General features: G+C 38.8%; 16 protein-coding genes and 1 tRNA gene. 6 read left to right on the plus strand and 11 right to left on the minus strand.

Annotated features, from left to right (window positions below; all coding sequences use genetic code 11):
* Positions 1-4: 4 nt before the first annotated feature.
* Complete coding sequence (locus tag BP549_RS06495; protein ID WP_292379192.1) at positions 5-3142, minus strand: PGF-pre-PGF domain-containing protein; 3138 nt, start codon at positions 3140-3142, stop codon at positions 5-7.
* Positions 3143-3618: 476 nt separating this feature from the next.
* Between BP549_RS06495 and BP549_RS06500 the strand changes: the two genes are divergently transcribed.
* Positions 3619-3703 (plus strand) — tRNA-Leu (locus BP549_RS06500).
* Positions 3704-3915: 212 nt separating this feature from the next.
* On the opposite strand, the gene BP549_RS06505 is transcribed toward BP549_RS06500, so the two are convergent.
* From BP549_RS06505 to BP549_RS06515, 3 genes are all read right to left on the minus strand, one after another.
* Positions 3916-4161, minus strand: a complete 246-nt coding sequence (locus BP549_RS06505) for a PKD domain-containing protein (protein WP_292379195.1) — start codon at positions 4159-4161, stop codon at positions 3916-3918.
* Between the two features lie 74 nt (positions 4162-4235).
* Entirely contained in the window at positions 4236-6506 is a 2271-nt protein-coding gene (locus BP549_RS06510; protein ID WP_292379197.1) for a PKD domain-containing protein, read from the minus strand.
* A 442-nt stretch (positions 6507-6948) separates the two neighbouring features.
* A complete protein-coding gene (locus BP549_RS06515; protein WP_292379200.1) occupies positions 6949-9900 on the minus strand; it encodes a PKD domain-containing protein in 2952 nt (983 codons plus the stop codon).
* Between the two features lie 638 nt (positions 9901-10538).
* Here BP549_RS06515 and BP549_RS06520 point away from each other — a divergent pair.
* Positions 10539-11501 (plus strand): glycosidase, encoded by a 963-nt coding sequence (locus BP549_RS06520; protein ID WP_292379202.1) that lies wholly within the window; start codon positions 10539-10541, stop codon positions 11499-11501.
* Positions 11502-12019: 518 nt separating this feature from the next.
* On the opposite strand, the gene BP549_RS06525 is transcribed toward BP549_RS06520, so the two are convergent.
* A complete protein-coding gene (locus BP549_RS06525) occupies positions 12020-12289 on the minus strand; it encodes a hypothetical protein (RefSeq protein WP_292379204.1) in 270 nt (89 codons plus the stop codon).
* Positions 12290-12758: 469 nt separating this feature from the next.
* A complete protein-coding gene (locus BP549_RS06530) occupies positions 12759-13079 on the minus strand; it encodes a hypothetical protein (protein ID WP_292379207.1) in 321 nt (106 codons plus the stop codon).
* A gap of 351 nt (positions 13080-13430) precedes the next feature.
* Here BP549_RS06530 and BP549_RS06535 point away from each other — a divergent pair, with 351 nt between their 5' ends.
* Complete coding sequence (locus BP549_RS06535; protein WP_292379209.1) at positions 13431-13748, plus strand: hypothetical protein; 318 nt, start codon at positions 13431-13433, stop codon at positions 13746-13748.
* Between the two features lie 68 nt (positions 13749-13816).
* Here BP549_RS06535 and BP549_RS06540 read toward each other — a convergent pair whose 3' ends face one another.
* Both BP549_RS06540 and BP549_RS06545 read right to left on the minus strand, forming a co-directional pair.
* Positions 13817-14077, minus strand: coding sequence for a type II toxin-antitoxin system RelE family toxin (locus BP549_RS06540; protein WP_292379210.1), 261 nt, complete (start codon positions 14075-14077; stop codon positions 13817-13819).
* Positions 14078-14079: 2 nt separating this feature from the next.
* Positions 14080-14340 carry a DUF2683 family protein gene (locus BP549_RS06545; RefSeq protein WP_292379213.1) on the minus strand — a complete coding sequence of 87 codons (261 nt, stop codon included), beginning with the start codon at positions 14338-14340 and terminating at the stop codon, positions 14080-14082.
* Between the two features lie 1208 nt (positions 14341-15548).
* On the opposite strand from BP549_RS06545, the gene BP549_RS06550 reads away from it, so the two are divergent.
* Complete coding sequence (locus BP549_RS06550) at positions 15549-16268, plus strand: CDGSH iron-sulfur domain-containing protein (RefSeq protein ID WP_292379215.1); 720 nt, start codon at positions 15549-15551, stop codon at positions 16266-16268.
* Between the two features lie 560 nt (positions 16269-16828).
* Here the strand turns inward: BP549_RS06550 and BP549_RS06555 are convergent.
* The gene (locus BP549_RS06555; RefSeq protein ID WP_292379217.1) at positions 16829-17473 is read right to left on the minus strand and encodes a YggS family pyridoxal phosphate-dependent enzyme; all 645 of its coding nucleotides are present in this window, start codon (positions 17471-17473) and stop codon (positions 16829-16831) included.
* A 741-nt stretch (positions 17474-18214) separates the two neighbouring features.
* On the opposite strand from BP549_RS06555, the gene BP549_RS06560 reads away from it, so the two are divergent.
* A complete protein-coding gene (locus tag BP549_RS06560) occupies positions 18215-18352 on the plus strand; it encodes a hypothetical protein (protein ID WP_292374290.1) in 138 nt (45 codons plus the stop codon).
* A 105-nt stretch (positions 18353-18457) separates the two neighbouring features.
* Here the strand turns inward: BP549_RS06560 and gpmI are convergent, their stop codons facing one another.
* Entirely contained in the window at positions 18458-20005 is a 1548-nt protein-coding gene (gpmI, locus tag BP549_RS06565; protein WP_292374291.1) for a 2,3-bisphosphoglycerate-independent phosphoglycerate mutase, read from the minus strand.
* 90 nt (positions 20006-20095) lie between these two features.
* Positions 20096-22543, minus strand: a complete 2448-nt coding sequence (gene ppsA, locus BP549_RS06570) for a phosphoenolpyruvate synthase (RefSeq protein WP_292379219.1) — start codon at positions 22541-22543, stop codon at positions 20096-20098.
* A gap of 215 nt (positions 22544-22758) precedes the next feature.
* Here ppsA and BP549_RS06575 point away from each other — a divergent pair, with 215 nt between their 5' ends.
* A complete protein-coding gene (locus BP549_RS06575) occupies positions 22759-23673 on the plus strand; it encodes an aldolase (protein WP_292379221.1) in 915 nt (304 codons plus the stop codon).
* Positions 23674-24072: the final 399 nt, after the last annotated feature.

Below are 24072 nucleotides of genomic sequence, written 5' to 3' on the forward strand. Positions count from 1 at the left end.
TTTTTTACTTTCTTTTATACAGGAGTACTGCAAGGAGGCTAGCTACTCCATAATATATTTCAAATCCTGTCGTTTTCAGGATATCTTTTTGTTCTGCTTGTGGTTCTTTATTTTCTGTATTGTTTTTATTAATTGTTTCAGGGTAATCAATCTCTATTTTCGTTACAGCTTCTTCAGATGGTTTCACTGTGCCAGTTATTGCAAATGAAGAGAAACCTGAAGTTTTGGCTGTGAAATATAAGTACTTGTTGTCTTTCATTAACAGGTTTACTGGGAATTGTTCCCATTTTTTATCGTTGTATCTGTTAAGAGTGATAGAATCCTGATCAATATTTTTGTCCGTTACCCAAAATCTTTCAACCTTGAGGCAAACAACTGGGTTTTCGATATTCTTTGAGGTTGCAATCCCTCCGTTTCCGACCCAGATATTAAAGGATTTGTAGACTTCACCTTCGGGCAGTCCGGAAACCAGAGAAGATTTCCCTTTGAGCTGTTCAGCAATGGTTGTAGTCTTACCAAAGGTCTTTTTTGCATCAAAGATTACATATACGACACAGGTTGCATTCTTTGGGAAATCAAACTTTACAGTTTTTCCGCTTGTAACATAAGCCTGTGAAAGTTCTTTTACCTGAACACTACTTGCAGGTTCAAGAGAGCCACCTGCTCCACCAATAAAACTGCTATGGCTACTTCCTCCACTACTGCCACCGTTTGAGCTACTTTCCTCAAATACAGTTACTATATTAGTTTTATAGGCAGTTCCTTTTGCATTATTCACTGTTAGATTAACTGTATAGTTTCCTGCTGTTGAGTAAGTATGCATTGGATTCTTTTCGGTTGAAGTTACCCCATCTCCAAAAACCCAGTTCCATCCTGTTGCATTTCCCGACCTATCTGTAAACTGGACGGAAAGAGGAGCATATCCACTTGTAACATTGGCGCTGAAGTCTGCTATATAAGATACTGGTGCATTAATAGGAAGGGTTGATTTTTTCCCTATAAACTGTCCAAAGGCGATAGGAGTGTATCCTACTGCAACTACTGTTTTAACGGTATTTGTGTCTGTGTCAATTACAGAGACATTATGATCAAAGTAGGAAATATTTTCAAAGTACATACCTTTGTTTGCAACATATACATTTTTCCCATCGGGGGTAACTGCAATTCCAAAAGGCTCACTTATCACGTTTACTACGGCTATAACTGTGTTTGTGGCAGTGTCAATTACAGAGATAGTTTTGTCCTCGTTTGCCACATATACCTTTTTTCCATCCGGCGTGACTGTAAGTCCAATGGGACCATACCCCACCTCTATTGTAGCTATAACTGTGTCTGTAGCAGTGTCAATTACAGAGACGTTCTTGCTGCGGTAGTTTGCCACATATACCTTCTTTCCATCTGGACTGACTACAACTCCATAGGTGCCATCTTCCGTGTTCACCGTGGCTGTAACCTTGTTTGTTGCAGTATCAATCACGGAAACATTTCTATTCCAAGAGTTCGTCACGTATACTTTTGTTCCGTCAGGAGTAACTGCAACTCCATAAGGCGAGATTCTGGTATTTACCGTATCTGTTACCTTACTTGTAGCTGTATCAATTACAGAAACATTATTGCTGCCTTCGTTTGCCACATATACCTTTTTTCCATCCGGACTGACCGCAATTCCATAAGGCCATTTCCCTACAGGCACTGTGGCTGTTACAGTATTTATGGAGGCATCAATTATAGAGACAGTGCTATTATCAGTGCTACTGACATCATTAGTCACATATACTTTTGTTCCATCCGGACTAACTGCAACTCCATGAGTAGATGATCCTGTATTTATCCTGGCTGTAACAGTATTTGTGGTAGTGTCAATAACATAAACACCCGTGGAAGTAGTAATGTATGCATAAGCAACAGGTCGTATTACAGTTATTTTATCAAGTTTTGAGTCTATTGTATAAAGTTTTGAATCCGTACTGTTTCCATTGGTTGCGGTTAAGTTAATGGTGTAGTTCCCTGCTGAAGAATAAGTATGCATTGGATTCTGGTCTGTTGAATTATTCCCATCCCCAAAGTTCCAGTTCCATTCTGTTGCATTTTCTGAAAGATCTATAAATTTCACAGAAAGAGGAGGAAAACCCCCGGTTACATTGCTACTAAAGTTTGCTACAAGTGTTTTGAATCCTGAGATAGTACCCATGTAGATATCGTCATTATTATCATTTCGATTATCCAACCATACAATCCTATCATTGTAGACTGAAGGTTGTATCTGATTTGATTTAGCGGTGGTGATACGAGTTATTTTAGGAGTAGAAAGATCATAAATATAGACAACAACGTTTTCGGAACGCCCATTCCGCCATACTATCCTGTCGCCATAAATATCGGGATTGTATGCTATTCCGCTGGTGGTTATCTGAGTTTCTTGGGAAGTAGAAAGATTGTACATGTAGATGTTATGACCACTACGATAATCTTCCCATACTATCTTGTCTTCATGAATAGCAGGATTGTATGCTGTCTTGCCAGTTGTTATCTGGGTTTCTTTGGAGGTGGAGAGATCATACAAGTAAATGTTCCCTTCAGAAATCCACGCTATCCTGTCACCGTAGATAGCAGGATAGTATGCTGTTCCGCTGGTGGGAATTTGAGTTTTTTTGTGAGTAGAAAGATTGTACATGTAGATACTGTTATTAAGATTATCATGCCACACTATCCTGTCACCATATATGTCATAGTCCGTTGGATAGCCCGTTCCATTAGTTATCTGAGTTTCCTTATGAGTGGAGAGATCATACGTGTAGATATCGGGTTCTCCATTGAGATAATTCTTCCACACTATCCTGTTCCCGTAGATAGCAAGCTCACCCTTATATGAGCTATTGGTTGTGATCTGAGTTTCTTTAGAAGTAGAAAGATTGTACATGTAAATATCGTGTTTTCCATTACTCTTATTTATCCACACTATCCTGTCACCATAGATATCAGGACTGTATGCAAATCCACTAGTGGTGATCCGAGTTTCAGTGATCTTGGGCCAAACATTTTGTTCAGTAGCTGCCGAAGCTGTAGACAGAACGATAATTAAAAAAGAAACAGCGGTTATCGAAGCTAAAGCTATCGGATGGATATTTTCTTTATCTTTCACTTATTTTTCCTTCTTCATAGGTCATTAAAATAGTTTCAACAGTTTATACTTTTCAATAATCTTAAAACCATCTCCTTTGAATTTTAACCTGTAACAGTTGCTCAATACGATGATAATTTAAAGTTCTAAAATATAACTGCAAATTTGCATAAAAATGAAAATTCTTCCCTTTTGTTATTGATAAAGGTAAACTTACGACTTGCAAATTAGAGTGAGTTCAGGAAAGAACCAATGTTTACTCATGTGGAAAAGATTTTTTATTTCAAGAAAGACTTTAAAAAGGAGTATCACTTGTGAGTCTTCAATTATCTACTAACTAGTTCTTTATTCCTATTTTTTGCAAAACTGAATAAAACTGAATAATACTTAAGACCTAACATGCAGGACTAAATAAAAGCAGGGAGTAAATCCAACCAAAAGAATAAAAAGCAAAGAAATGTAAGAACAGGCAAAAATAAAAATATATTCATCATTGTGCGAGGGTTGCCCAGCCAGGTCAAAGGCGTCAGACTTAAGATCTGATTACGAAGGTATTCGTGGGTTCGAATCCCACCCCTCGCACTGACTTTTTACGTAGAGTTTTGGATTTTACTTTTTACTTCCTTTTATAAAGAAGTACCGTAAACAGACTTGCTATTCCGTAATATATCCCAAAAACTGGTGTACTCGGATACACAATACAGGTTGCATTCTTTGTGAAATCAAACTTTATAGGCTTCCCATTTATAACAGTAGCTTGTGAGAGTTCCTTTACTTGGACACTACTTTGAGGTTCAGGGGAGCCCCACACCTCCTCCGCTGCTGTGGCTATTTTCCCCACTACTGACACTGCTTGAGCTACTTTCTTCAAATATAGTTATCACAGCAGTTTTTGAGACATTTCCATTTTCGTTGCTTACAGTTAGATTGACAGTATAAGTTCCAGCATTTACGTATACATAAACCGGATTTATATCACTGGAATCGAGCTGTCCGTTGCCACTGAAGTCCCAGATCCTTGAAGTTGTTTTCTGGGACATATCTTAAACTTTACTATCAGGGGAGCATGACCCTCTATAACGTTGCTATTGAGTCTGCAACAGAGAAATATTGGTTATGCTTGGAGAGAACCTATAAACTGCCCAAAGGAGATAGGACCACGTCCTACATTCATAGTTGCTGTAACCTTATTTGTCGATGTGTCAATTACAGAGACATTATTGCTAAGGTAGTTAGTCACATATACCTTTGATCCATCCGGTGTGACTGCAACTCCACTCGGAGTATTTCCTACAAGTACTGTGGCTGTAACCTTGTTTTTTACTGCGTCAATTACATAGATATATCCGTTATTGCTTCCTTCGTCGCACGCCACATATACTTTTTTCCCATCCGGACTTATTGCAACTTCATGAGGATAGTTTCCTACAGGAATTGTGGCTATAACAGTGTTTGTTGCTGTGTCAATTACAGAGACAGTACCCTCGTAGCTTGGATAGCTGCCTGAATTCGCCACATACACCTTTGATCCATCCGGTGCGATAGCAACTCCAGTAGGGCTAATTCCGACAGGAATTGTGGCTGTAACCTCGTTGGTAGCCGTGTCTATAATGAGGATCGTATTGTTGCTGGAATTTCCCATATCGGAATGTGGCATATATACTCTTTTCCCATCAGGGGAAACTGCAACTCCACGAGGAGCGTCATCTACAGGAATTGTAGTTGTAACTTTGTTTTTTGTTGCGTCAATTACAGATATAGTATGGTCAAAAAAGTTAGTGACATATACCTTTTTTCCATCCAGTGTAACAGCAACTCCCACAGGATCGTCTCCTACAGGAATCATAGCTGTAACCTTGTTAGTAGCCGTGTCAATTACTGAGACATTGTTGTCGCCGGAGTTCGTAATATATGCATATGGACCTACACCAACTAGCTGCATTACTGTTATTGTAGTTGACTTTGAATCTGTACCATTTTCATTGGTTGCTGTCAGATTAGCTGAATAGATTCCTGGATCTGCATATTCATGAATTGGATTTCTTTGTGTAGAATTACTTCCATCTCCAAAATCCCAGTTCCATCCAGTTGCATTTTGTGAAAGGTCAGTAAATTGAATTGAGAGAGGAGGATAACCATGGGTAACGTTGCTACTGAAGTTTGCAACTGGAAATGGATTAGTAACGACTATGTAATTTGGCTTCATTACTTTATTATTACCGGCGTTATTTCCCGCAATCAGACTGATTGTATAATTCCCTGGTTTTGTAAACGTGTGGGTTGCATTCATGGCATGTTTTGAGTAAGTCCAGTTACCAAAATCCCAAATCCAGGAAGTCGGTACTCCACCAGTGCTGGTATCGGTGAATAACACAACTAGAGGTGCAGCTCCATAGGTTCTGTTTGCAGTAAATTCAGCTACAGGTGGTAAGGTGTTTGTGACAGAAAGATCACACATATAGATGCCAGTATCATTAACCCCACCATATCCACTATGATCACCGTCTATTCCCCATACAATAGTATCGTTGTAGATATCAGGCGTTGTGTCAGTCCCTCTTGGATAAATATAGACTGGAGTACTTTCTGCTGAAGGAATACCATAAACGTATACACCCGCATAACCAAATTGGTTATCGGCAGATTTTGAATATACGATTTTGTCCCCATTTATATCAAAATGAGTACCGGTATCACAGCCAGTCTCAAGACCCTCGGACCCATTCAAGGTATTAACTGTATGGTCACTTGTAACCTTTGTTGCTTTTTTAGTAACAACGTCGTACATGTCAATATATCCACTTCCTATGAAATTGTCTATCCAAATTACTTTATTGCCATACATATGTGGAATTTGAATAGAACCTGAATACGGGCTTACTGTTATGGTTTTCTTGTTAGTTATATCATACAAAAAGATGTCTCTCATACTTCTACCTTCGGCTGAGTACACTATTTTCGTGCCGTATATATCCGATGAATATCCTTCTCCTTCTGCTATCCAGGTTTGTGTTGAATTAGAGATATCCCTCATATATATGCTGTGATTATGAGTTGATTCATTGTAATTTGCACTCCAAACGATTCTGTTATCGTAAATAGCAGGGATGCTCCTGATGTCTACATCTTTAGTAATGTAAGATCTGCCAGCAGTTTTAATGTCGTAGACAGTTAATCTTGGCATTCCATTACTTTCATCGTGCCACACTACTACATTGCCATAGATAGCTGGATGAGATGCTGCAGAAGAGCTAACTGTAGTGTCTGTTTTCGAGGTCAAATCATAGAGGTGAATAACACCCCCACTTGTCCATACTACCTTGTTACCATAAATAGCAGGATCAGATCCATTACCAATTCTCGTCACCTGTGCCGCTGACGCCACGGATGAGATTAAAATTGAAAACAAAAAAATTAAAGTTGCTGAAGCTAAAGCTATTGAATACAACTTTTGCTTATTTTTCATTTATTCCCAATACCCCCCTAAAACTTAAGTTATGTTAACACTAAATGTACTCTCATATTCTTTATACCTCGATTTTCAAAACTGAATAATATTTAAGATCCGTTTACGAAGGTTTTCGTGGGCTCGAATCCTACTCCTCACACTAAATTAAAATTTTTATCTACCACTTAATGTTTTTCTATCCAACACTTAATGTTTTTTATTTCCATTATTTAGAAACACGTAAAGAAATCCAGTTATCACATAAATTATTCCAAACCCATGAGTACTTTTACTTCAACTTGTCTTTTCGTTATTAGTCGGTTGTTTTTTTCAATTTCCACAACTTCATTTCATTATAAAAGAGTAGGTTTATCACTGGTTACTTTGGAACTACGGTTTTTGTGGCAGAAAACATCTTTTTCCCATCTGGGGCGACTGCAACTTCTCTAGGATAGCTTCCTACTTTAACTGTAGCTATAGCAGTATTTGTCTCTGTATCAATCACAGAAACAGTTTTGCCGGAAAGATCATAGCCTAAGTTTGTTACATATACTTTTTTCCCATCCGGAGTGACTGATACTCCGTAAGGACCATCTCCTGGCAATGTGGCTATCACGGTATTGGTTGTTGTGTTAATTACAGATGTAGTATTTCCCCTATAGTTTGTCACATATAACTTTGTTCCATCTGGAGTGATCGCAACTCCAACAGGATTATCTCCTACAGGTACCGTAGCTGTAACATTATTTGTTTCTGTATCAATTACAGAGACGTTGTCGCTGCCACCATTGGCCGCATATACCTTTGTTCCGTCCGGACTGATCGCAATCCCATCAGGATACTGTCCTACATTGAGCGTAGCTGTAACTTTGTTTGTTGCTGTATCAATTACAGAGACTGTTTTGTCCTCATTTGCCACATATATCTTTGCTCCATCCGGGCTAACTGTAACTCCATGAGGGACGCTGCCTACCTTAACTGTATCCGTAACAGTATTAGTGCCTGTGTCAATGACAGAGACTGTGCCATTTTCAAAGACAGCGCCTCTGTTGTTCGTAACATATGCCTTTTTTCCGTCTGGAGTAATTGCAATTGCATAAGGCGAACTTAATCCTTTAACGGTGGCTATAACCTTGCTTATGTTTGTATCAATTACAGAGACCGTGTTGTTGCCACTGTTTGTAACATATACCTTTGCTCCTGTCGGATTGACTGCAAGTCCCAATAAACTACTTCCCATATCCATTGTGTCTACTACTTTGTCTGTGGCTGTATCGATTACAGAGATATTGTCGCCACTAGTAACATATGCAAATGGTCCTGTGGTTTTGAATACATCGATTACTCTAAACGTTGAATTTGTACTGTTATCATTACTTGCTGTGAGGGAAACCGTATAGTTTCCTGCTGCAGAATATGTGTGGGTTGGATTCTGTTCGGTTGAAGAATCTCCATCTCCAAAATTCCAGTACCAAGAAGTAGGCTTTCCAATGCTTGTATCAGTAAATACTATTGTCAGTGACTTTGGAACAGACACCTTTTCTGAAGTAAAAGAAGCAAATGGCCTTGTAAGTCCGGTTACAGTAATATAATGATATTTTGTTATCGCAGCTCTACCGCCGGCATTGTACTCATCTAAGCTCACGGTATATTGTCCAGGCTCCAGATATGTGTGCTCTACTGTTTGGTTCTCACCAACGCCTTGTTGAGAACCATCTCCAAAAGTCCAATCATTGGAATATCCGGTTCCTCCATAGAACGTTACTTTCAGTGGTGCATCTCCGGATGTTACACTTGAGGAGAAAGATTCTCGAGCAACAGACCCATCACCCAAGCCAACAAGTACATATCCATACTTACTTGTCGTATTACTACCCACAGCGTTCTTAACAGTTAGATTAACGGTATATCCTCCTCCTACATCATACATATGGGTTGGATTTTGCTCTGTTGAGGTATTACCTTCCCCAAAGTCCCAAAGCCAGGAGGTAGGCGAACCTGTGCTATTATCTACAAATGATACGTTTTTTGCGGGAATTGACCCTCCATAAGTGTCAGCGTGATATACTTCTGGAGAAAAGAATTCCGCGATAGGGGCTTGTGGAGGAGTGACAGTAATATAATTTGATTTCTTCAGCGTACTATTGCCTGCGAAATTGGTTACTGTAAGACTAACATCATATGTCCCAGGTTTTTTGAATGTGTGTGTGGCTGTTTGAGCATGTTTTGAGTTTATACCGTCTCCAAAATCCCAATACCAGGATGTTGGAGTTCCACCTGTGCTATTATAAGTAAATAATACAGTTAACGGCATATTTCCGGATTTAGATGTTATATTAGCAGAAAAAGAAGCAAAGGGCATTGTAGGTTTAGCTGAGAAATCGTACATGTATATACTGCAATAGTACCTGTTTTCTCTATCATTACGATAATCTTCCCACACTATTCTGTCACCGTAAATAGCAGGGTTAAGTTGATCTGATTCATCACTGGTAATCTGATTTTCTTTATGGGCAGAGAGATCATACACGTATATATCCCAATTTCCGTTGCGGTAATCCTGCCACACTATCCTGTCACCATAGATAGCAAGCTTATCCTTTCGTGACCCATTGAAGGTTATCTGAGTCTCTATAGAAGTTGAGAGATTATGGAAGTAGATATTGTTACCTTCCATGTACACAATCCTGTCACCATAGACTTTAGGGCTTGATGCTAATTTATTGGTTGTAACTCGAGTTTCATTGGAAGTCGATAGATTATACACGTAAATATTACCAGATACACTTCCAAAACCAAAGCTAGGCTCGTCCTGCCATACTATCTTGTCTCCATAGATAGCAGGGTCCTTGGTTAATTGGTTAGTTGTAATTCGAGTTTTATTATAAGTGGAGAGATTATACATATAGATGTCTCGGTACCTACCCCAGTCTCTCCATATTATTTTGTCATCATAGATAGCCAAAGAGTCTTTTGACCCCTGGGTTTGTAGATCAGGAATTGAAAGCAGAGTTTTATTATTTGTAGAGATATTGTACAAAGAGATATTTTGTCCTCCATATTCCCAGACTATTTTATCGTTATATATAGCAAGATATGAGTACCATGGATCTTCAGTGATCTGTATCTCTTTGCCTGTAGACAAATCCCGCAGGTGGAGACTTCCATTGAAGTAATTGTCCAACCATACAATTTTATTATCATAAATGGCAGGATTAAAGCCTCTCTCGCCATACGGTGTAATTTGAATTTCCTGTCCAGCTGATGCGACTGTTGTGACCAGTAACAAAAGAGCAAAAGCTAACGAAGTCGAAAAAATCTTACTTCTCATTTATTTTCCCCAGATCCCAAAATTAAGTAAATATTTCCTACTATTTTTATCTATAGTAAAGCCTAATATTATTTTCAATATATTTCATCATTTGTTTCAGATAAGTAACTATATTCACGAGGTAACTATCTACAAAAGATAATCGCATTCAACTGCCGCAAATCAAGTACCATATCTGAAAGGATGAGATAAACATCACTCTCTTCTTCTACCTGAGAAAGCAGGGAAGGCAACATTCTGGATACGCAATCATCAGAAACGTGCAAAAGAAAGAGTATCGTGTTTGCTTGAGAAGCTTAAAATGAATAAAGTTGAAGAATTTATGGGCGAGGTTAGACCGATTCTCCCGTCAGGGATTGAAAGGGATAGGCTGAAAGAGTTCCTGCTCCAGACGTAGTTGTGGATTCCCTGCAGATTGTATCTACATTACATAATGAGTTTATCCCCAAACTTAGAGCTTATCCAAAAGTCAGTAAGAGTGTGTTTTAATCTCACAATAAGTCTATAATATTTAGTATAATCAGATATCTGGCATTACCCAGATTGTATATGTGTGGCCAATTGTATAATTTACAGTTGATCACAGCAATTTACAGTTGATTCAAGATAGGTTCTAAATCAGGAGGAATGGGGATAATATGATATGGAAAAATCGTGGGGAACTATTTGTTCGACATAAAAATAATCCGATACTCACCGTTGATTACTGGCCGTATAAAGTCAGTTCGGTGTTTAACCCTGCAGCGGTTATGGTTGACAATACAACTATATTACTGGTACGGGTTGAGGACCACAGAGGTTTTTCTCATCTTACAGTAGCTAGAAGTAAGAATGGAATTGACAATTGGGAAATTGATCCCGAACCGACCTTTACCTCGGATCCAACATATCATTCTGAAGAGATATATGGTATTGAAGATCCGCGTATAACTTACATTGATGAGATGGAAAAATGGGCTATAGCATATACGGCTTATTCGGACTCTGGTCCATTAACGTCTCTTGCCTATACAGAAGATTTCGATAATTTTGAACGAGTCGGACCTATCATGCCACCTGAAAATAAAGATGCTGCTCTCTTTCCTGTACGGTTTAATGACAGATGGGCAATGTTACACAGGCCAGTATCTAACATTATGGGTGCAAAGGCAAATATCTGGATATCTTTTTCGCCTGATATGAAATACTGGGGAGAACATGAGGTTCTTCTGTATGCTCGAGAAGGAGGATGGTGGGATGCCCGTAAAATTGGATTATGCACTCCGCCATTGCAAACATCTGATGGATGGTTAATCATGTATTATGGAGTACGTCAGACAACATCTAAAAGGAGCTATCGGCTCGGACTTGCCCTTCTTGACCTTGAAGATCCCACGAAAGTGCTCCATAGATCAGAAGGCTGGGTTTTCGGGCCTCGTGAAATGTATGAACGTACTGGAGACGTTAATGATGTTGTTTTCCCGTGTGGATGGATCCTTATGGATAATGAACTCCGCATTTATTACGGAAGCGCAGATATGTCTGTAGCAATGGCCAGCGCGAAAATGAGTGATATTATGCAGTACATCCGTGAATGTCCTGGAGAACAATGCCCTGAGTAATACTACAAATAGTTTGAAGAAAACAGAAGAAAGCAGGAAAAATTGGCTCTTCGATGTTTTTATGAGTTGAAAATAATTGTCCAGTTATTAAGTAGCTAGACCAAAAAGAAAAACATCAAGCTTGAATGTGATTTTTAACCGTAATTTACTAAATTTTTTAGACATATTACACAGATATTTAGAGATCAATGTAAGTTACCCGCTCAAAACATCGAAGAATAAAACATTTTTTATGGCATCTGATGATTCTACTTTTCTTAGTTTTTGCCAGTGACCACCAAAAATCTGCTCACTTCTTGAGCGTGTGGGTGTGGAGGGAAGTTTTCAGATAAATTTTAAAAAAGAAATCTGACAACTCCTCCAGAGTCAACAAGGCACTGTGGGACCCTTACGCCTGAAATTTCTCTTTTTTCGTCATCGAAACTATTGTGTTATCCACGCTGAAAACGGGGATGGGGATAGGTTCACATTAACGATTATTGAAAAAACCAAAATGGAAAAAGAAGTGATGAAAATTGTTATTTTTTCTTAAGTTCTTTTTTGTTGACAAACATAATGTAATTTACTGCCGCTATTAGTATGCCACCCAATGCACCAATTAAAAGTGTAGATTGAGAATCTATAGTTTGATGAGTTAATGCTTGATAAGAGATAATCAAAATGTCTATGAAAACCATCGATTTAAATGCAAGTTGAAAAGCACCTGTAACATTTTGATCTGCAACAGCCCAACGATTAGCTGTTGAATTTCCTTTATTATTTGGAGAATTACTTCTAGTAAGAGTCATATTTAATTTGTATTGGCAGTTATTGCATAAATACTTAATTAAAAAATTGAAGAATATTTTACCAAATTTTCCACTAACATTTCTAGTCCCTCATGATCAAAAGCGGTATAATTGGAATCACTGCCAGACAAACAGTATCTTTTTAATATTAACGTGACAAGTTATTATTAATAAAGCAGACTATTTAACAGCAAAGATTTCGATATTTCTATCTAAGCGCTTAAGTTTTCCAATAACAGATTTGACTATTTATTGACAAATACCTTTACATTTTATATCTTGTGCGATAACGTTATTTTTGTTACTACAATAATTTTGACGCAAATTTTACTGTATATTGCATTATACATGATAACTTTTATTATTAAGCATAATTAACCGCAATTGACCGTATAATAAATATGCTTTTACATAGTAATTATGATTTAAAGTAATATTTTCTGGGCGGCAATTTCTGAAAGAACAATTTTTACGATGCAAAATAAATCACAAAGCCTGTTGCGAAAAGAGTTAACCCTATCTGAAACATTTCAGGTGAACGTTTAGTGATTTCAAGGATATTGTATTCAATTATAAATGGTATAAATTGTGATTCGTTATTATAAGGTTGTACAGTGAAAGAATAACTGCCGTCACTATCTATATTGAAAATGCGAGTACTATTGGCTTTTAATCGTAGAAGTTCATTTGTAATGTGATGTCTATAACCAATGGATTGCGCTATAAGTGTTGTTTTACTTAGTCCAAAGTAAACTTCTTGTTTCCAATTCCCCTTCATTTTTAATTTCAAGACAGTCTTGGTAGGGTACTCAAAACTATCTGTTTGTCTTTTTTCTTTTAAGTCTAAGATGCTTTCCTTAAGAACTTGTATTTTCGGTCTACCATAGTATACAGCGGTACTGCTCCGATGAATGATATAAGAAGTCCTAATTGATGCAAAGGAACAACCTCGTTGAATAAGTATAACCATCTTTCTAGTATCAAAGTTTCGGTTTTCAGTAAGTCCTGGAGCCAGTTCGAAGGTCAGCTCCCGAAAACTTTACAGTACTTTGGACAGCATGACTGTGTGTTCTCCTTTGAAATGTCTTGAAGGTCGTGGATTATTTTGGAAACGAGACCTGAAATCTTTTAACGAAACCAGATGTTGTACTGCTCTCATGGAGTACTGGACCTTGAAGATCTCAAGGATTTCAAGGAACCTAAAAAGGGTTTTGAAACAAATCTGAACAATATTGAAAAGCTGGAAGTAGAGAAAGGGGAAAGAACGGAAACGTTCCATATCCTTATTCTGGCGGTTTTGGATGGGCTGAAGCGTTCCCTTTTACTGCATACCCCAAAGAAACCAATGAATATTAAACATTTTAAAAATATGTTGAAACTGGATAACTGTGAAAAAAGGAAAGCAATACTCCAGAAACGCATCCGTAATTTTTACAAATTTTTAGTGCATAATCTTTGAGATAAAACTTCTAGCACTTTGGCTGTTTTAGCTTCAAGTTCAACGATTTACATGAACTTATCTTTTGATTAATAAGCTTCTTTGTGATGGGCCAATTTTACTAACGTCACAGTTTGTTCTTTTTCATCAACAGAAAAACATAGCACGAAGTTAGAATCAATGTGTACTCGCTTGTACTTATTCAAAGGATAGTTGAGATTTTTGTAATGTTGAGGATTGATGCAAATTTCATCAACTTTTTTGAATACTGCTTCAAAAAGTATATGATTCTTTTTGTTTAACTTTCTCAGCTCTTTTGAAAGTTTTCCTTTGATTAATAACTTGTACAAGCTTACTCATCCTCATCAGGCAAGCTTTTGATATATGCTTTTAGTTCATCGGCATTTTCGAATGGCCCGATTACCTCATCATTTTCCGAACTAAGTATTTCTTTTATGAACTCAGGACTGTATTGAGGCTCAAGTATTTTCTCTTCATATTGAGCTACAACTAAGTCAAGAGCTGCACTCTTATCCTTTAGATTATATTTGGCTTTAACAATATTCAGAACCTGGTTTGTCCTGTCTGATATTTTAACTCTAGCTTGTACCATGTGCATTCCCTATGCATATCATATGCACACGCTAAATATAAAACTATCTTATAATTAGATTTTCCTTGAGGTTGAGAAATATAGAGATTTCGCGATGAAACCTCGGCATGTTAGTTGTTTCAGCTACTGAGTTTAAGAACATTTTTATCTAAAAATCGTAAAATTTATGGCAGATATCGATTCTTCTTTTCTTCCTTTTTCCCAGTGACCACCCGATATCTGCTCACTTCGTGAGCATGCGGGCGTGGAGGGAAGTTTAAGATAGTTATTTAAAAAGAGATTTGATAACTCTTTCAGAGTTAATAAGGCGCTGCGGGGTCTTTACACCTAAAACTCTCCTATTTTTCACCGTTGAAATTATTAGCGTTATATCCGTGTATAACAAACTAAACAAATGTTTTTGCAATAAAATTTTAATTTCAAGACCCTCTCTAAGCTGGTTTACGATAACAGTTTATTATTAATATACTCAGAGTTATGAATAAGTACGGAAAGATAGATTCCCATATAGATGCAGCACTTGCACTTATAATAATAAAAATAGGATTGGTAAACCAGAAAGTGTTACACCATGACTTGGTATAGACATTGTAAAACCATGAACTATTATAAACATTATGCAGATTATAAAAGAATAGTGGGATAAAGAAAGCAAAAAACAGTTTTAAGTAACTAGATTTACTCATACAGTGTCTTTCTTTTTTGTCATCCTACAGTATAAATATAAAAAACCAAATAATACAAATAATGCTGGCAATAACAATGTAAACAACCGGTATCCCATATAATGTTACAGCGTGACTCGAAACTACTACTTCTCCTGTACCAGAGCCAATGATTGCACTTTCATTGTTCACGCTTCTTTATATGTTTTAAAAAGTTAAAAGATTTTTTGTTTCACCCAGCACCCTTAGACTTGATAAACCTTATTTTATTTCCAGTGGAGAAGTGAGATTTAGGAATCCGTAATCATCGTCTGTCTCTGATCCCTCTCACTCAGTATTGAAACCGTCAGTTGAGCTGATAGCTATCGAATATGTCCGCAGCAGTAACCATCTTATTGCCTGGTTGAGGATTTGATCAATCCTATTACATGCTCTCTTATTGGGAACAGTATGAATTGGAAAACTATAGAATTTATCAAAGAGGCAAATAGTCAGACTAAATATCCATTACTGCATTATAAGAGATAATGGGGAATTATGATTATGGAAGTCAATGAGAAAGAAATAAGGATTAAGATAATCAAAGATGGACCGTATCGCGTTACAGGTGGAGTACCGCTTTTGGAACAGGTAATTGTCACCGATGATGCTGGCCACACCAGAGAATTAATTGATATAAAGGAACACCCTCGGCGGGAGGCCTATATTTTATGTCGCTGTGGATCATCCAAAAACAAACCCTTCTGTGATGGGACCCACAGCAAAGTCGGTTTTGATGGTAGCGAAACAGCCAGCAGGAAGCCTTACCTGGAAAAAGCGGAAACGTTTGAAGGTCCTGATTTGAAACTCACCGATGTCCACGAGCTCTGCGATCATTCCCGTTTCTGCCAGCGGTCTGGCGGAATAAGGAATCTTATACAAAAATCAGACGACCCAGAAGCCCGACAAACCGCCATAGAGGAAGCCATGATCTGCCCGTCGGGACGGCTGGTCATGTGGGACAAGAAGACAGGTAAACCCTTTGAAAAAGAATTTGAACCATCTATTGTACTGGTTCACGACAAACAAAAAGGTTGTGAAGGCCCCCTCTGGGTTCGAGGCGGTATCCCCATTGAATCTGCAGATGGCAGCATGTACGAATCCCGGAACAGAGTAACCCTCTGTCGATGTGGGAAGTCAGAGAATAAGCCCTACTGTGACGGCAGCCACTGGATGAACAGCCAACAGAAGCTCGAGTTCAGGAAGAAGTGGGGCCTGGAATGAGTGAATTCGTTAACTCATAGAGGTTGTTAACTTGCGGAAATAGTAATCTCGCATAACAATCAGGCAATCCAAAAGCCAAAATGAAGGATCTACGACTCTATCCTCATGAGACGGCAGGTCGATAATAAACTATACTGCATGGAGTGTACCCTTGATAATGGGCTTATCTGTAAGGACTGCGGGGTCAATAAGGATATTTACTCTCCAGTTCGTAGATCTCTCCAATGCTTTTTGATACACAAACTGAACGAATTGCGAATTTCCAAACTGCCTACTCTATTTTTTCTTTTTTTTGCAGGTAACCACCCGAAATCTGCTCAAAAAGTGAGCATGCGGGCGTGGAGGGAAGTTTTCAGATAAATTTTAAAAAGAAATCTGACCACTCTTTAAAAGTCAATAAGGCGTTGCGGGATCTCTATGTATAAAAAACATCTTTTTTCGTCATTGAAGATATTGCGTTATCTACGCTGAGTACTGGATGAGTTTGGTCTCATTTCCAAATTATGATTTTACAGAAAGCATACCAAAATTTTGTAGAAAATGAGAATGATTCTACGTTATCATAATACATCGAAAATTTTCCTACCGACGCGGACGATGCTTGCACTTTCTTCTATTGCTATTTGATAATCGTCTGTCATTCCCATTGAGAGATGCTGAAGATGTTTTTTTAAGTGCTTCTCTGCTTTGTCTTTTAAGTCTTTTAATTCTTTGAAATATTTTCTTGAATCTTCGGGGTCTTCGTTTTTTGGCGGGATTGTCATCAGGCCTTCAAAACTTAAGTATTCGAGGGTTGATATTTGGTCTAGAAGCTTTAAGAGACTACCGGGCTCTAATCCGGTGTGTTTTTTTTCGTCTGTCTTCACTTGTATGAGGATTTTCTGGATTCTTTTATTTTCTTTTGCTGCATTATTTATCTTTTCTGCAAGTTCGTATGAATCAACACTCTCTATCAAGTAGGGATTCAGGTTTACTACTTTTTTTGCCTTGTTTAACTGAAGTGTGCCGATGAAGTGGGTTTTTATCTCAGGTGGAAAATATGGGGCCAAATCTTTCATCTGTTGATAATGATTAAAGCCGATATCTGTAACACCTGCTTTTATGGCTTCTTCTATTTGTGTTTTTGATGCGTATTTTACTGCGGCGACAAGTGTTACATCAGATGGGAGCGCTTTTAAAAGTTCTTTTACGTTGTCTTCTATCATATGTTATCATTCTATGGTTATCATTCTGTGCAGAAATTTTCAGTATTTTGTCTCTTTTATAATAAGTATTTCTGGTAGAAATAATCGTCTTATGGCATCTGAATCGATACTATATAGGAAACTAGACTAAGTATGCCTAAAAGAAGGTTTACATCGATCGTGTAATAGAGCCAGATTTTTTGCACCAGAAACCTTTAACAAATTATATTTAACAATCCTGATCAAAAGATAAAACTTCCAGATATTATCAAAAACTTTCATCAGGACTTTTTTATGATGCATGTATACAGTTGTTTTTCTAAAATATTTCATTATGGATTGAATAAAGCTGTAGTTAAAGACCATTTATCAAGATTAAGAGGAAGAATACAGTAATTTTTCAGGAAAAGTTACTGTATTTTCTTGCCTGCTCTCTGGTAGCTCTTGATCTGGTTTTCTACAGCATTATTCTGCGTGTAGAAGTAATAGCCTGCCTCAGTGGTTCAGGGAATGTCAGTTAATCTTGCGGATACCGAATGGACATACGAAAAAATTCGACCTTGAGTACCTAATTTACAACGATTATCGACTGAGAGAAAAAACCTTGAAGATATTGAGGTATATAAGTGCTTTAAATATTCCAACACAGGAATCTCTCTTCTTGCGATCCCTTGAGTAGCTGGAAAGCACCTCGTTATAGCGGATAGCGGCGAACATGACGAGGAGGGACATATCGTAGAAGATTCCGAGACACGGATCAAAATGGTTCAGAAAAGGCTGTTGAAGAAACTGCCTCTTATAAAGAAAGAGATCGAACCTGCAGTGTATGGTTTTTTACTTGCACTTTACAGAATAAAATTAAAACTTAAGAATAAAGAGAAAGCGAAGGAGAATGAATAATGGGAGTAAAAATTGAATATGAGCTAGTGCTGTCGTTTTTCAGTTCAAGTGCATAAGCCATATCTTAATTGCAGAATCAAACCTAATTTTCATACAGGCTCTTAATCACTCTTTCACTAAAAGTGATTTTCCTGTCATCTCTTGCGGCTTAGGGAGTCGAAGAAGCTCAAGAATTGTCGGTGCAACGTCACACAGTTTTCCATTCCTGAGGGCTTTTACCTCAGCGTTTCCGAAGTAAATGCATTTTACCGGATTTGAAGTGTGTGCAGTATGTGGCTCTCCTGTTTTTGGGTCTATCATCTTCTCTGCATTTCCGTGATCTGCAGTAATAAGTGCCACACCTCCTATTTCTTTTAGAGCTTCAACAATCCTGCCGATACAATTATCCACGGCTTCTACTGCTTTAACTGCAGCTTCAAATATCCCAGTATGCCCGACCATATCCATGTTTGCAAAGTTCAGGATAATAACATCATACTTTCCTGACTGAATTCTTCTGATAACTTCATCCGTAATCTCATATGCGCTCATTTCTGGTTTAAGGTCATAAGTAGCGATTTTCGGCGAAGGGATAAGGCAGCGGTCTTCACCCTTATAGCGCTTTTCTTCGCCGCCGTTAAGGAAATAGGTCACATGGGCATATTTTTCTGTTTCAGCTATGCGTAGCTGGATGAGTCCATGCTTGCTCAATACCTCTCCAAGTACATTTACCAGCTTTATTGGAGGAAAAGCAACGGGCACATCAAGAGTTTCATCGTACTGGGTCATGCAGACAAAGTAAACCTCAGGACGTTTTTCTCTCACAAAGCCATCAAAGTCCTCTTTTACAAAAGCCCAGGTTAACTGTCGTGCCCTGTCTGGCCGGAAATTGAAGAAAATAACAGAATCTTTATCCTGTATTGTTGCAACAGGTTTTTCTTCGGGATTAGTAATTACAGTCGGTTTTACAAATTCATCAGTTTCTCCCCTGGTGTAGGCATTAGAAATTGCAATTTCTGCATTTGGAGCTGTATATGGAGCTACTCCTCTTGTCAGGGCATCGTAGGCAAGTTTTGTCCGATCCCAGCGCTTATCTCTGTCCATTGCATAGTAACGACCTGAAACGGTTGCTATTTTAGCATTTTCATGCTCTTTACAAAATGCGTCCAGTTCCTTTATGTCTCCTATAGCAGCTTTTGGAGGTTCGTCCCTCCCATCGAGAAAAGCGTGTACGTATACGTTTTTTAGCTCATTCTCCTGTGCAAGTTTTATAAGGGCATATAGGTGAGGCATATAACTGTGAATGCCTCCATAGGAAGCAAGGCCTATGAGATGAAGGCTTGAATCGTTAGCTTTAACATTTGAAATTGCATTCAGAAAAACCGGGTTTTTGAAAAAATCTCCGTTCCTGATAGAGATGTTTATTCGGGTCAGATCCTGATATATAACTCGCCCTGCCCCTATTGTCAGATGCCCAACTTCAGAATTCCCCATCATACCCTTTGGAAGGCCTACAGCTTCCCCTGAGGCTTCTAAAAAACACCAGGGATATTCTTTTTCCAACCGATCAAGGTTTGGAGTTCGGGCTGCCAGGATAGCGTTTCCTTCTTTTGCTTTCATGTAGCCCCAGCCATCAAGAATAATGAGCATAAGGGGTCTTCTTGCCTGAGTCATACCACGAACTCCACACATCCATAAGATAGGTCTCTATTACGGATGTGATAGATCTTATCCGTCACGCACAGCAATTATTTTTTTGCCTCTTTATTGTCTTCCAGCTATTTTTTCCACTTCTTTATACCCTTCCAGTTCCTTTTCCGTATCCAAAACTTTAAGAGTGACTTTCATAACCGAGTCCGGATTAAGTGAAATGGAATCTATGCCCTGTTTTACCAGGAACTCTGCTATTTCGGGATAGTCGCTAGGTGCCTGTCCGCAGATCCCGCTATGCCTTCCATTCTGCTTTGCCCCCTGTACGGCCATTGCCATTATTTTCAGAACACCCGGATCCCGTTCATCAAATTCTGCAGCAAGAATTTCCGAGTCCCTATCAACTCCGAGGGTCAGTTGAGTCAAGTCATTTGAGCCTATCGAGAAGCCATCGAAATATTTGCTGAATTCGTCAATTTGAAGAACGTTATTTGGAATCTCGCACATAACATAGACCTGGAGCCCATTTTCTCCCCTCTTTAGCTCATTTTTCTCCATTTCAGCAATTACTTTCTGAGCTTCTTCAACCGTCCTGCAGAAAGGAATCATAATAATGAGATTTTTAAGCCCCATATCTTCTCTGACTTTTTTCAGAGCTCTGCATTCAAGGGCAAAGCCTTCCCTGTAACGCTCATCAAAATAGCGGGAGGCTCCCCTGAAACCAAGCATGGGGTTATCTTCCTTCACTTCAAAATAGCTACCCCCAAGCAGGCTTGCATATTCATTGGTTTTGAAGTCACTTGTGCGGACTACAACATCTTTTGGGTAAAAGGACGCAGCAATGGTTCCAACTCCCTGAGCAAGCTTATCTACGAAATACTCTTCTTTGTTATCGGAGGTTTGGGTAAGTTCCTCGATTTCCTGAAGGACTTTAGGATCTTTGACCTTTTCAGGATGCACTAGAGCCATTGGATGGATCTTGATATAGTTTGAGATAATAAATTCCTGCCTTGCAAGCCCAATTCCGTCATTTGGGATCATGGAAAGGCTAAAAGCCTCGTCAGGATTTCCAAGATTCATCATAATTGCGGTTTTAGGGCGTTTTGTGTCTTTAAGGCTCAACGTATCTTTGTGGAAAGGAAGAATTCCCTCGTACACAATCCCCTCTTCACCTTCTGCACAACTTACGGTAATTTCCCTACCTGTCTCGAGAACTTCGGTTGAGTTGCCTGTCCCCACAACTGCCGGAATTCCCAGTTCCCGGCTAACAATTGCAGCATGAGAGGTTCTACCTCCCTGGTTTGTGACAATTGCAGCCGCTATTTTCATCACAGGCTCCCAGTCCGGAGTTGTGGAATCGGCGATCAGGATCTCTCCCTGTTTAAAAGAAGGCAGATCTGAAACATTAGGGATTACATGTGCCTTTCCAGCAGCAATTTTGTCTCCTATGCTTTTGCCTTTTGCAAGGACATCAGATTTCTTTTCGAGCACATAAGTTTCCAGAACATCTCTTCTTTTCTGGGATTGGACGGTTTCCGGTCTTGCCTGCACTACAAAGAGTTCTCCTGTTATACCGTCTTTTGCCCATTCGATATCCATCGGCATGGGTTTCTTGTCTTTATTTGAGTAATAATCTTCAATGGTAATAGCATACCATGCAAGTTTAAGCACTTCTTCGTCATTGATGCAAAAGCGACGTCGATCAGCCTCAGGAACCTTCACATTCCGAGTAAACGTTTTAGAGCCACCTTGCCCATAGATCATCTTAATTTCTTTATCTCCTAAATTCTTCTCGATGATTGGCTTATATCCTTCCCTGAAAGTTGGCTTGAAAACGTAGAACTCATCCGGATTTACCTGTCCCTGCACGATATTTTCCCCAAGCCCGTAGGAACCTGTAATGAAAACTACGTCCCTGAAGCCGGTTTCCGTATCAAGAGTGAATATAACCCCGCTAGAAGCCATATCAGACCTGACCATTTTCATTATCCCTATCGACAGTGCCACTTTGAAATGATCAAAGTGATTTATTACCCGATAGGAAATAGCCCTATCAGTAAAAAGTGAGGCAATACAGCGTACGCAGGCATCTCGAAGTGCAGGATAGCCACGGATGTTAAGGAAAGATTCCTGCTGGCCTGCAAAAGAAGCAGTGGGTAAATCCTCAGCTGTAGCCGAACTCCGCACGGCTACATCCGTATTTTCTCCATACTGCTCACATAGTCGGTCATATCCATTTTTGATCTCATCCCAGAGGTCATCCGGAATTCCTGCCCCAAGAATCAGGTCCCTTGCAGTTTTTCCCCTTTTTGCAAGTTCTGATACATCCGAGATATCAAGCCCTTCCAGGGTTTGCTTGAGCTTTTCGAGAATCCCTCCGGCTTTGAGGACATGCCAGTAAGCCTCAGCAGTCACTGAGAAGCCGTTTGGGATCTTTACTCCTTTTGGAGTGAGTTCTCTGTACATTTCTCCAAGAGAGGCATTTTTCCCACCTACAAGCGGAACATCTTCAATCGAAGTCTCATCAAACCAGCGTATATACCTACTTTTGTTCTCAGACATTTCCCCTAAATCCCCTTTAAAATGATTATATTTCAAAATATACTTCTAAAAAATTTGAAAATGTATCTAAGGTCCCATACTATTGTCCAAATATTATAATAGATAGGACTTATGCGTTTAGATAATTATTCTATAAATTACATTAAATACCATTATTTATATAAATGGGACTTGCCTGGTTGACTAGAAATGCAAGTACAAAAGTTAGGGGTTTTATGCATATGGATATGGAAAGAATACCGCTAGATGTCCCGAAAACAGAGAGAGAAACATACCTGAAAAACTACACGGAGATTACTCGAGAAAGTGGGAAACTAATGCTGTTTGCAGGGGACCAAAAAGTAGAACATTTGAATGATGACTTTTATGGGAAAGGAATACCCGAAGATGATGCTGATCCAGAGCACTTTTTTGAAATAGCATCAAAAGCAAAGATAGGGGCTTTTGCAACCCAGCTCGGACTAATTGCACGCTATGGTATGGATTACAGAAACGTACCTTATCTTGTGAAGATAAATTCGAAGACCAATCTCATAAAAACTTCTCAGACTGATCCTTTTAGCAATCTATGGTATGATGTTGATCAGGTAGTCCAGTTTAAGGAAAATAGCGGGCTTAAGATCCTTGGGGTAGGTTATACTGTCTACCTTGGTAGTGAGTTCGAAGCTGAGATGCTCGTGCAGGCTGCCCAGGTAGTTTATAATGCCCATCAACACGGGATGGTCTCAGTACTCTGGATCTATCCGCGCGGTACTGCTGTAAAAGATGAAAAAGATCCCCACTTAATCGCTGGCGCAACTGGAGTTGGAGCCTGCCTTGGCACGGACTTTGTGAAAGTTATTTATCCTGAAAAGGAAGGAGCAAACTCTGCTGAGGTTTTTAAGGAAGCTATCAAAGCAGCAGGACGTACTAAAGTTGTTTGCGCAGGCGGTGCCAGTGACGAAGTCGAAGATTTCTTGAGAAAGCTTCATGACCAGATCCACATCTCTGGAGCAATGGGGAGTGCAACAGGAAGAAACATCCACCAGAAACCCCTTGATGAAGCTGTCCGTATGTGTAACGCTATCTATGCCGTAACTATTGAGGGCGCAACCGTTGAAGAGGCTATGAAGATCTACAAAGGGAGATAAAAATGGGACACTTTTTCGAGCACGAAGCAAAACATGTTGGTGATGTGATATTCATCGTACTTGGAATCAGCTTATTGTCTTGACTTAAACATATGATTGATCCTGACTTAAACATATGATTGATATACATATAATTGATATTTTTTAATTGATATTTTTTAATTGATATTTTTGGGATAAATTCGCTGATAAAAAATAAAGAGTTACTATAAAGAAAAAAGTCATCTGCTTCAAACATTTTGATTGAATTCTTTTTTATATAACAATTAATATAGTACTAAATGATGGGTGGACTACTATACAAGGAGTCGCAGCTACCTGAATCTCTGGGGTGAACTTATCTAAAGAGGCCCACCCGAGCTTAAAGGGTTTATAACTAGAGGTATAGGTTGTCCTGCA

It is taken from the genome of Methanosarcina sp. UBA289 (assembly GCA_002496565.1).
GTDB lineage: Archaea > Halobacteriota > Methanosarcinia > Methanosarcinales > Methanosarcinaceae > Methanosarcina.

Coding starts and splice junctions, on each gene's coding strand:
- BP549_RS06505 (WP_292379195.1), bottom strand. CDS start 4,161: ATGTCCCAGAAAACAACTTCAAGGATCTGGGACTTCAGTGGCAACGGA.
- BP549_RS06545 (WP_292379213.1), bottom strand. CDS start 14,340: ATGGTACAAGCTAGAGTTAAAATATCAGACAGGACAAACCAGGTTCTG.
- BP549_RS06515 (WP_292379200.1), bottom strand. CDS start 9,900: ATGAGAAGTAAGATTTTTTCGACTTCGTTAGCTTTTGCTCTTTTGTTA.
- BP549_RS06535 (WP_292379209.1), top strand. CDS start 13,431: ATGTTGTACTGCTCTCATGGAGTACTGGACCTTGAAGATCTCAAGGAT.
- BP549_RS06525 (WP_292379204.1), bottom strand. CDS start 12,289: ATGACTCTTACTAGAAGTAATTCTCCAAATAATAAAGGAAATTCAACA.
- BP549_RS06560 (WP_292374290.1), top strand. CDS start 18,215: ATGGTTCAGAAAAGGCTGTTGAAGAAACTGCCTCTTATAAAGAAAGAG.
- BP549_RS06520 (WP_292379202.1), top strand. CDS start 10,539: ATGATATGGAAAAATCGTGGGGAACTATTTGTTCGACATAAAAATAAT.
- ppsA (WP_292379219.1), bottom strand. CDS start 22,543: ATGTCTGAGAACAAAAGTAGGTATATACGCTGGTTTGATGAGACTTCG.
- BP549_RS06550 (WP_292379215.1), top strand. CDS start 15,549: ATGGAAGTCAATGAGAAAGAAATAAGGATTAAGATAATCAAAGATGGA.
- BP549_RS06555 (WP_292379217.1), bottom strand. CDS start 17,473: ATGATAGAAGACAACGTAAAAGAACTTTTAAAAGCGCTCCCATCTGAT.
- gpmI (WP_292374291.1), bottom strand. CDS start 20,005: ATGACTCAGGCAAGAAGACCCCTTATGCTCATTATTCTTGATGGCTGG.
- BP549_RS06575 (WP_292379221.1), top strand. CDS start 22,759: ATGCATATGGATATGGAAAGAATACCGCTAGATGTCCCGAAAACAGAG.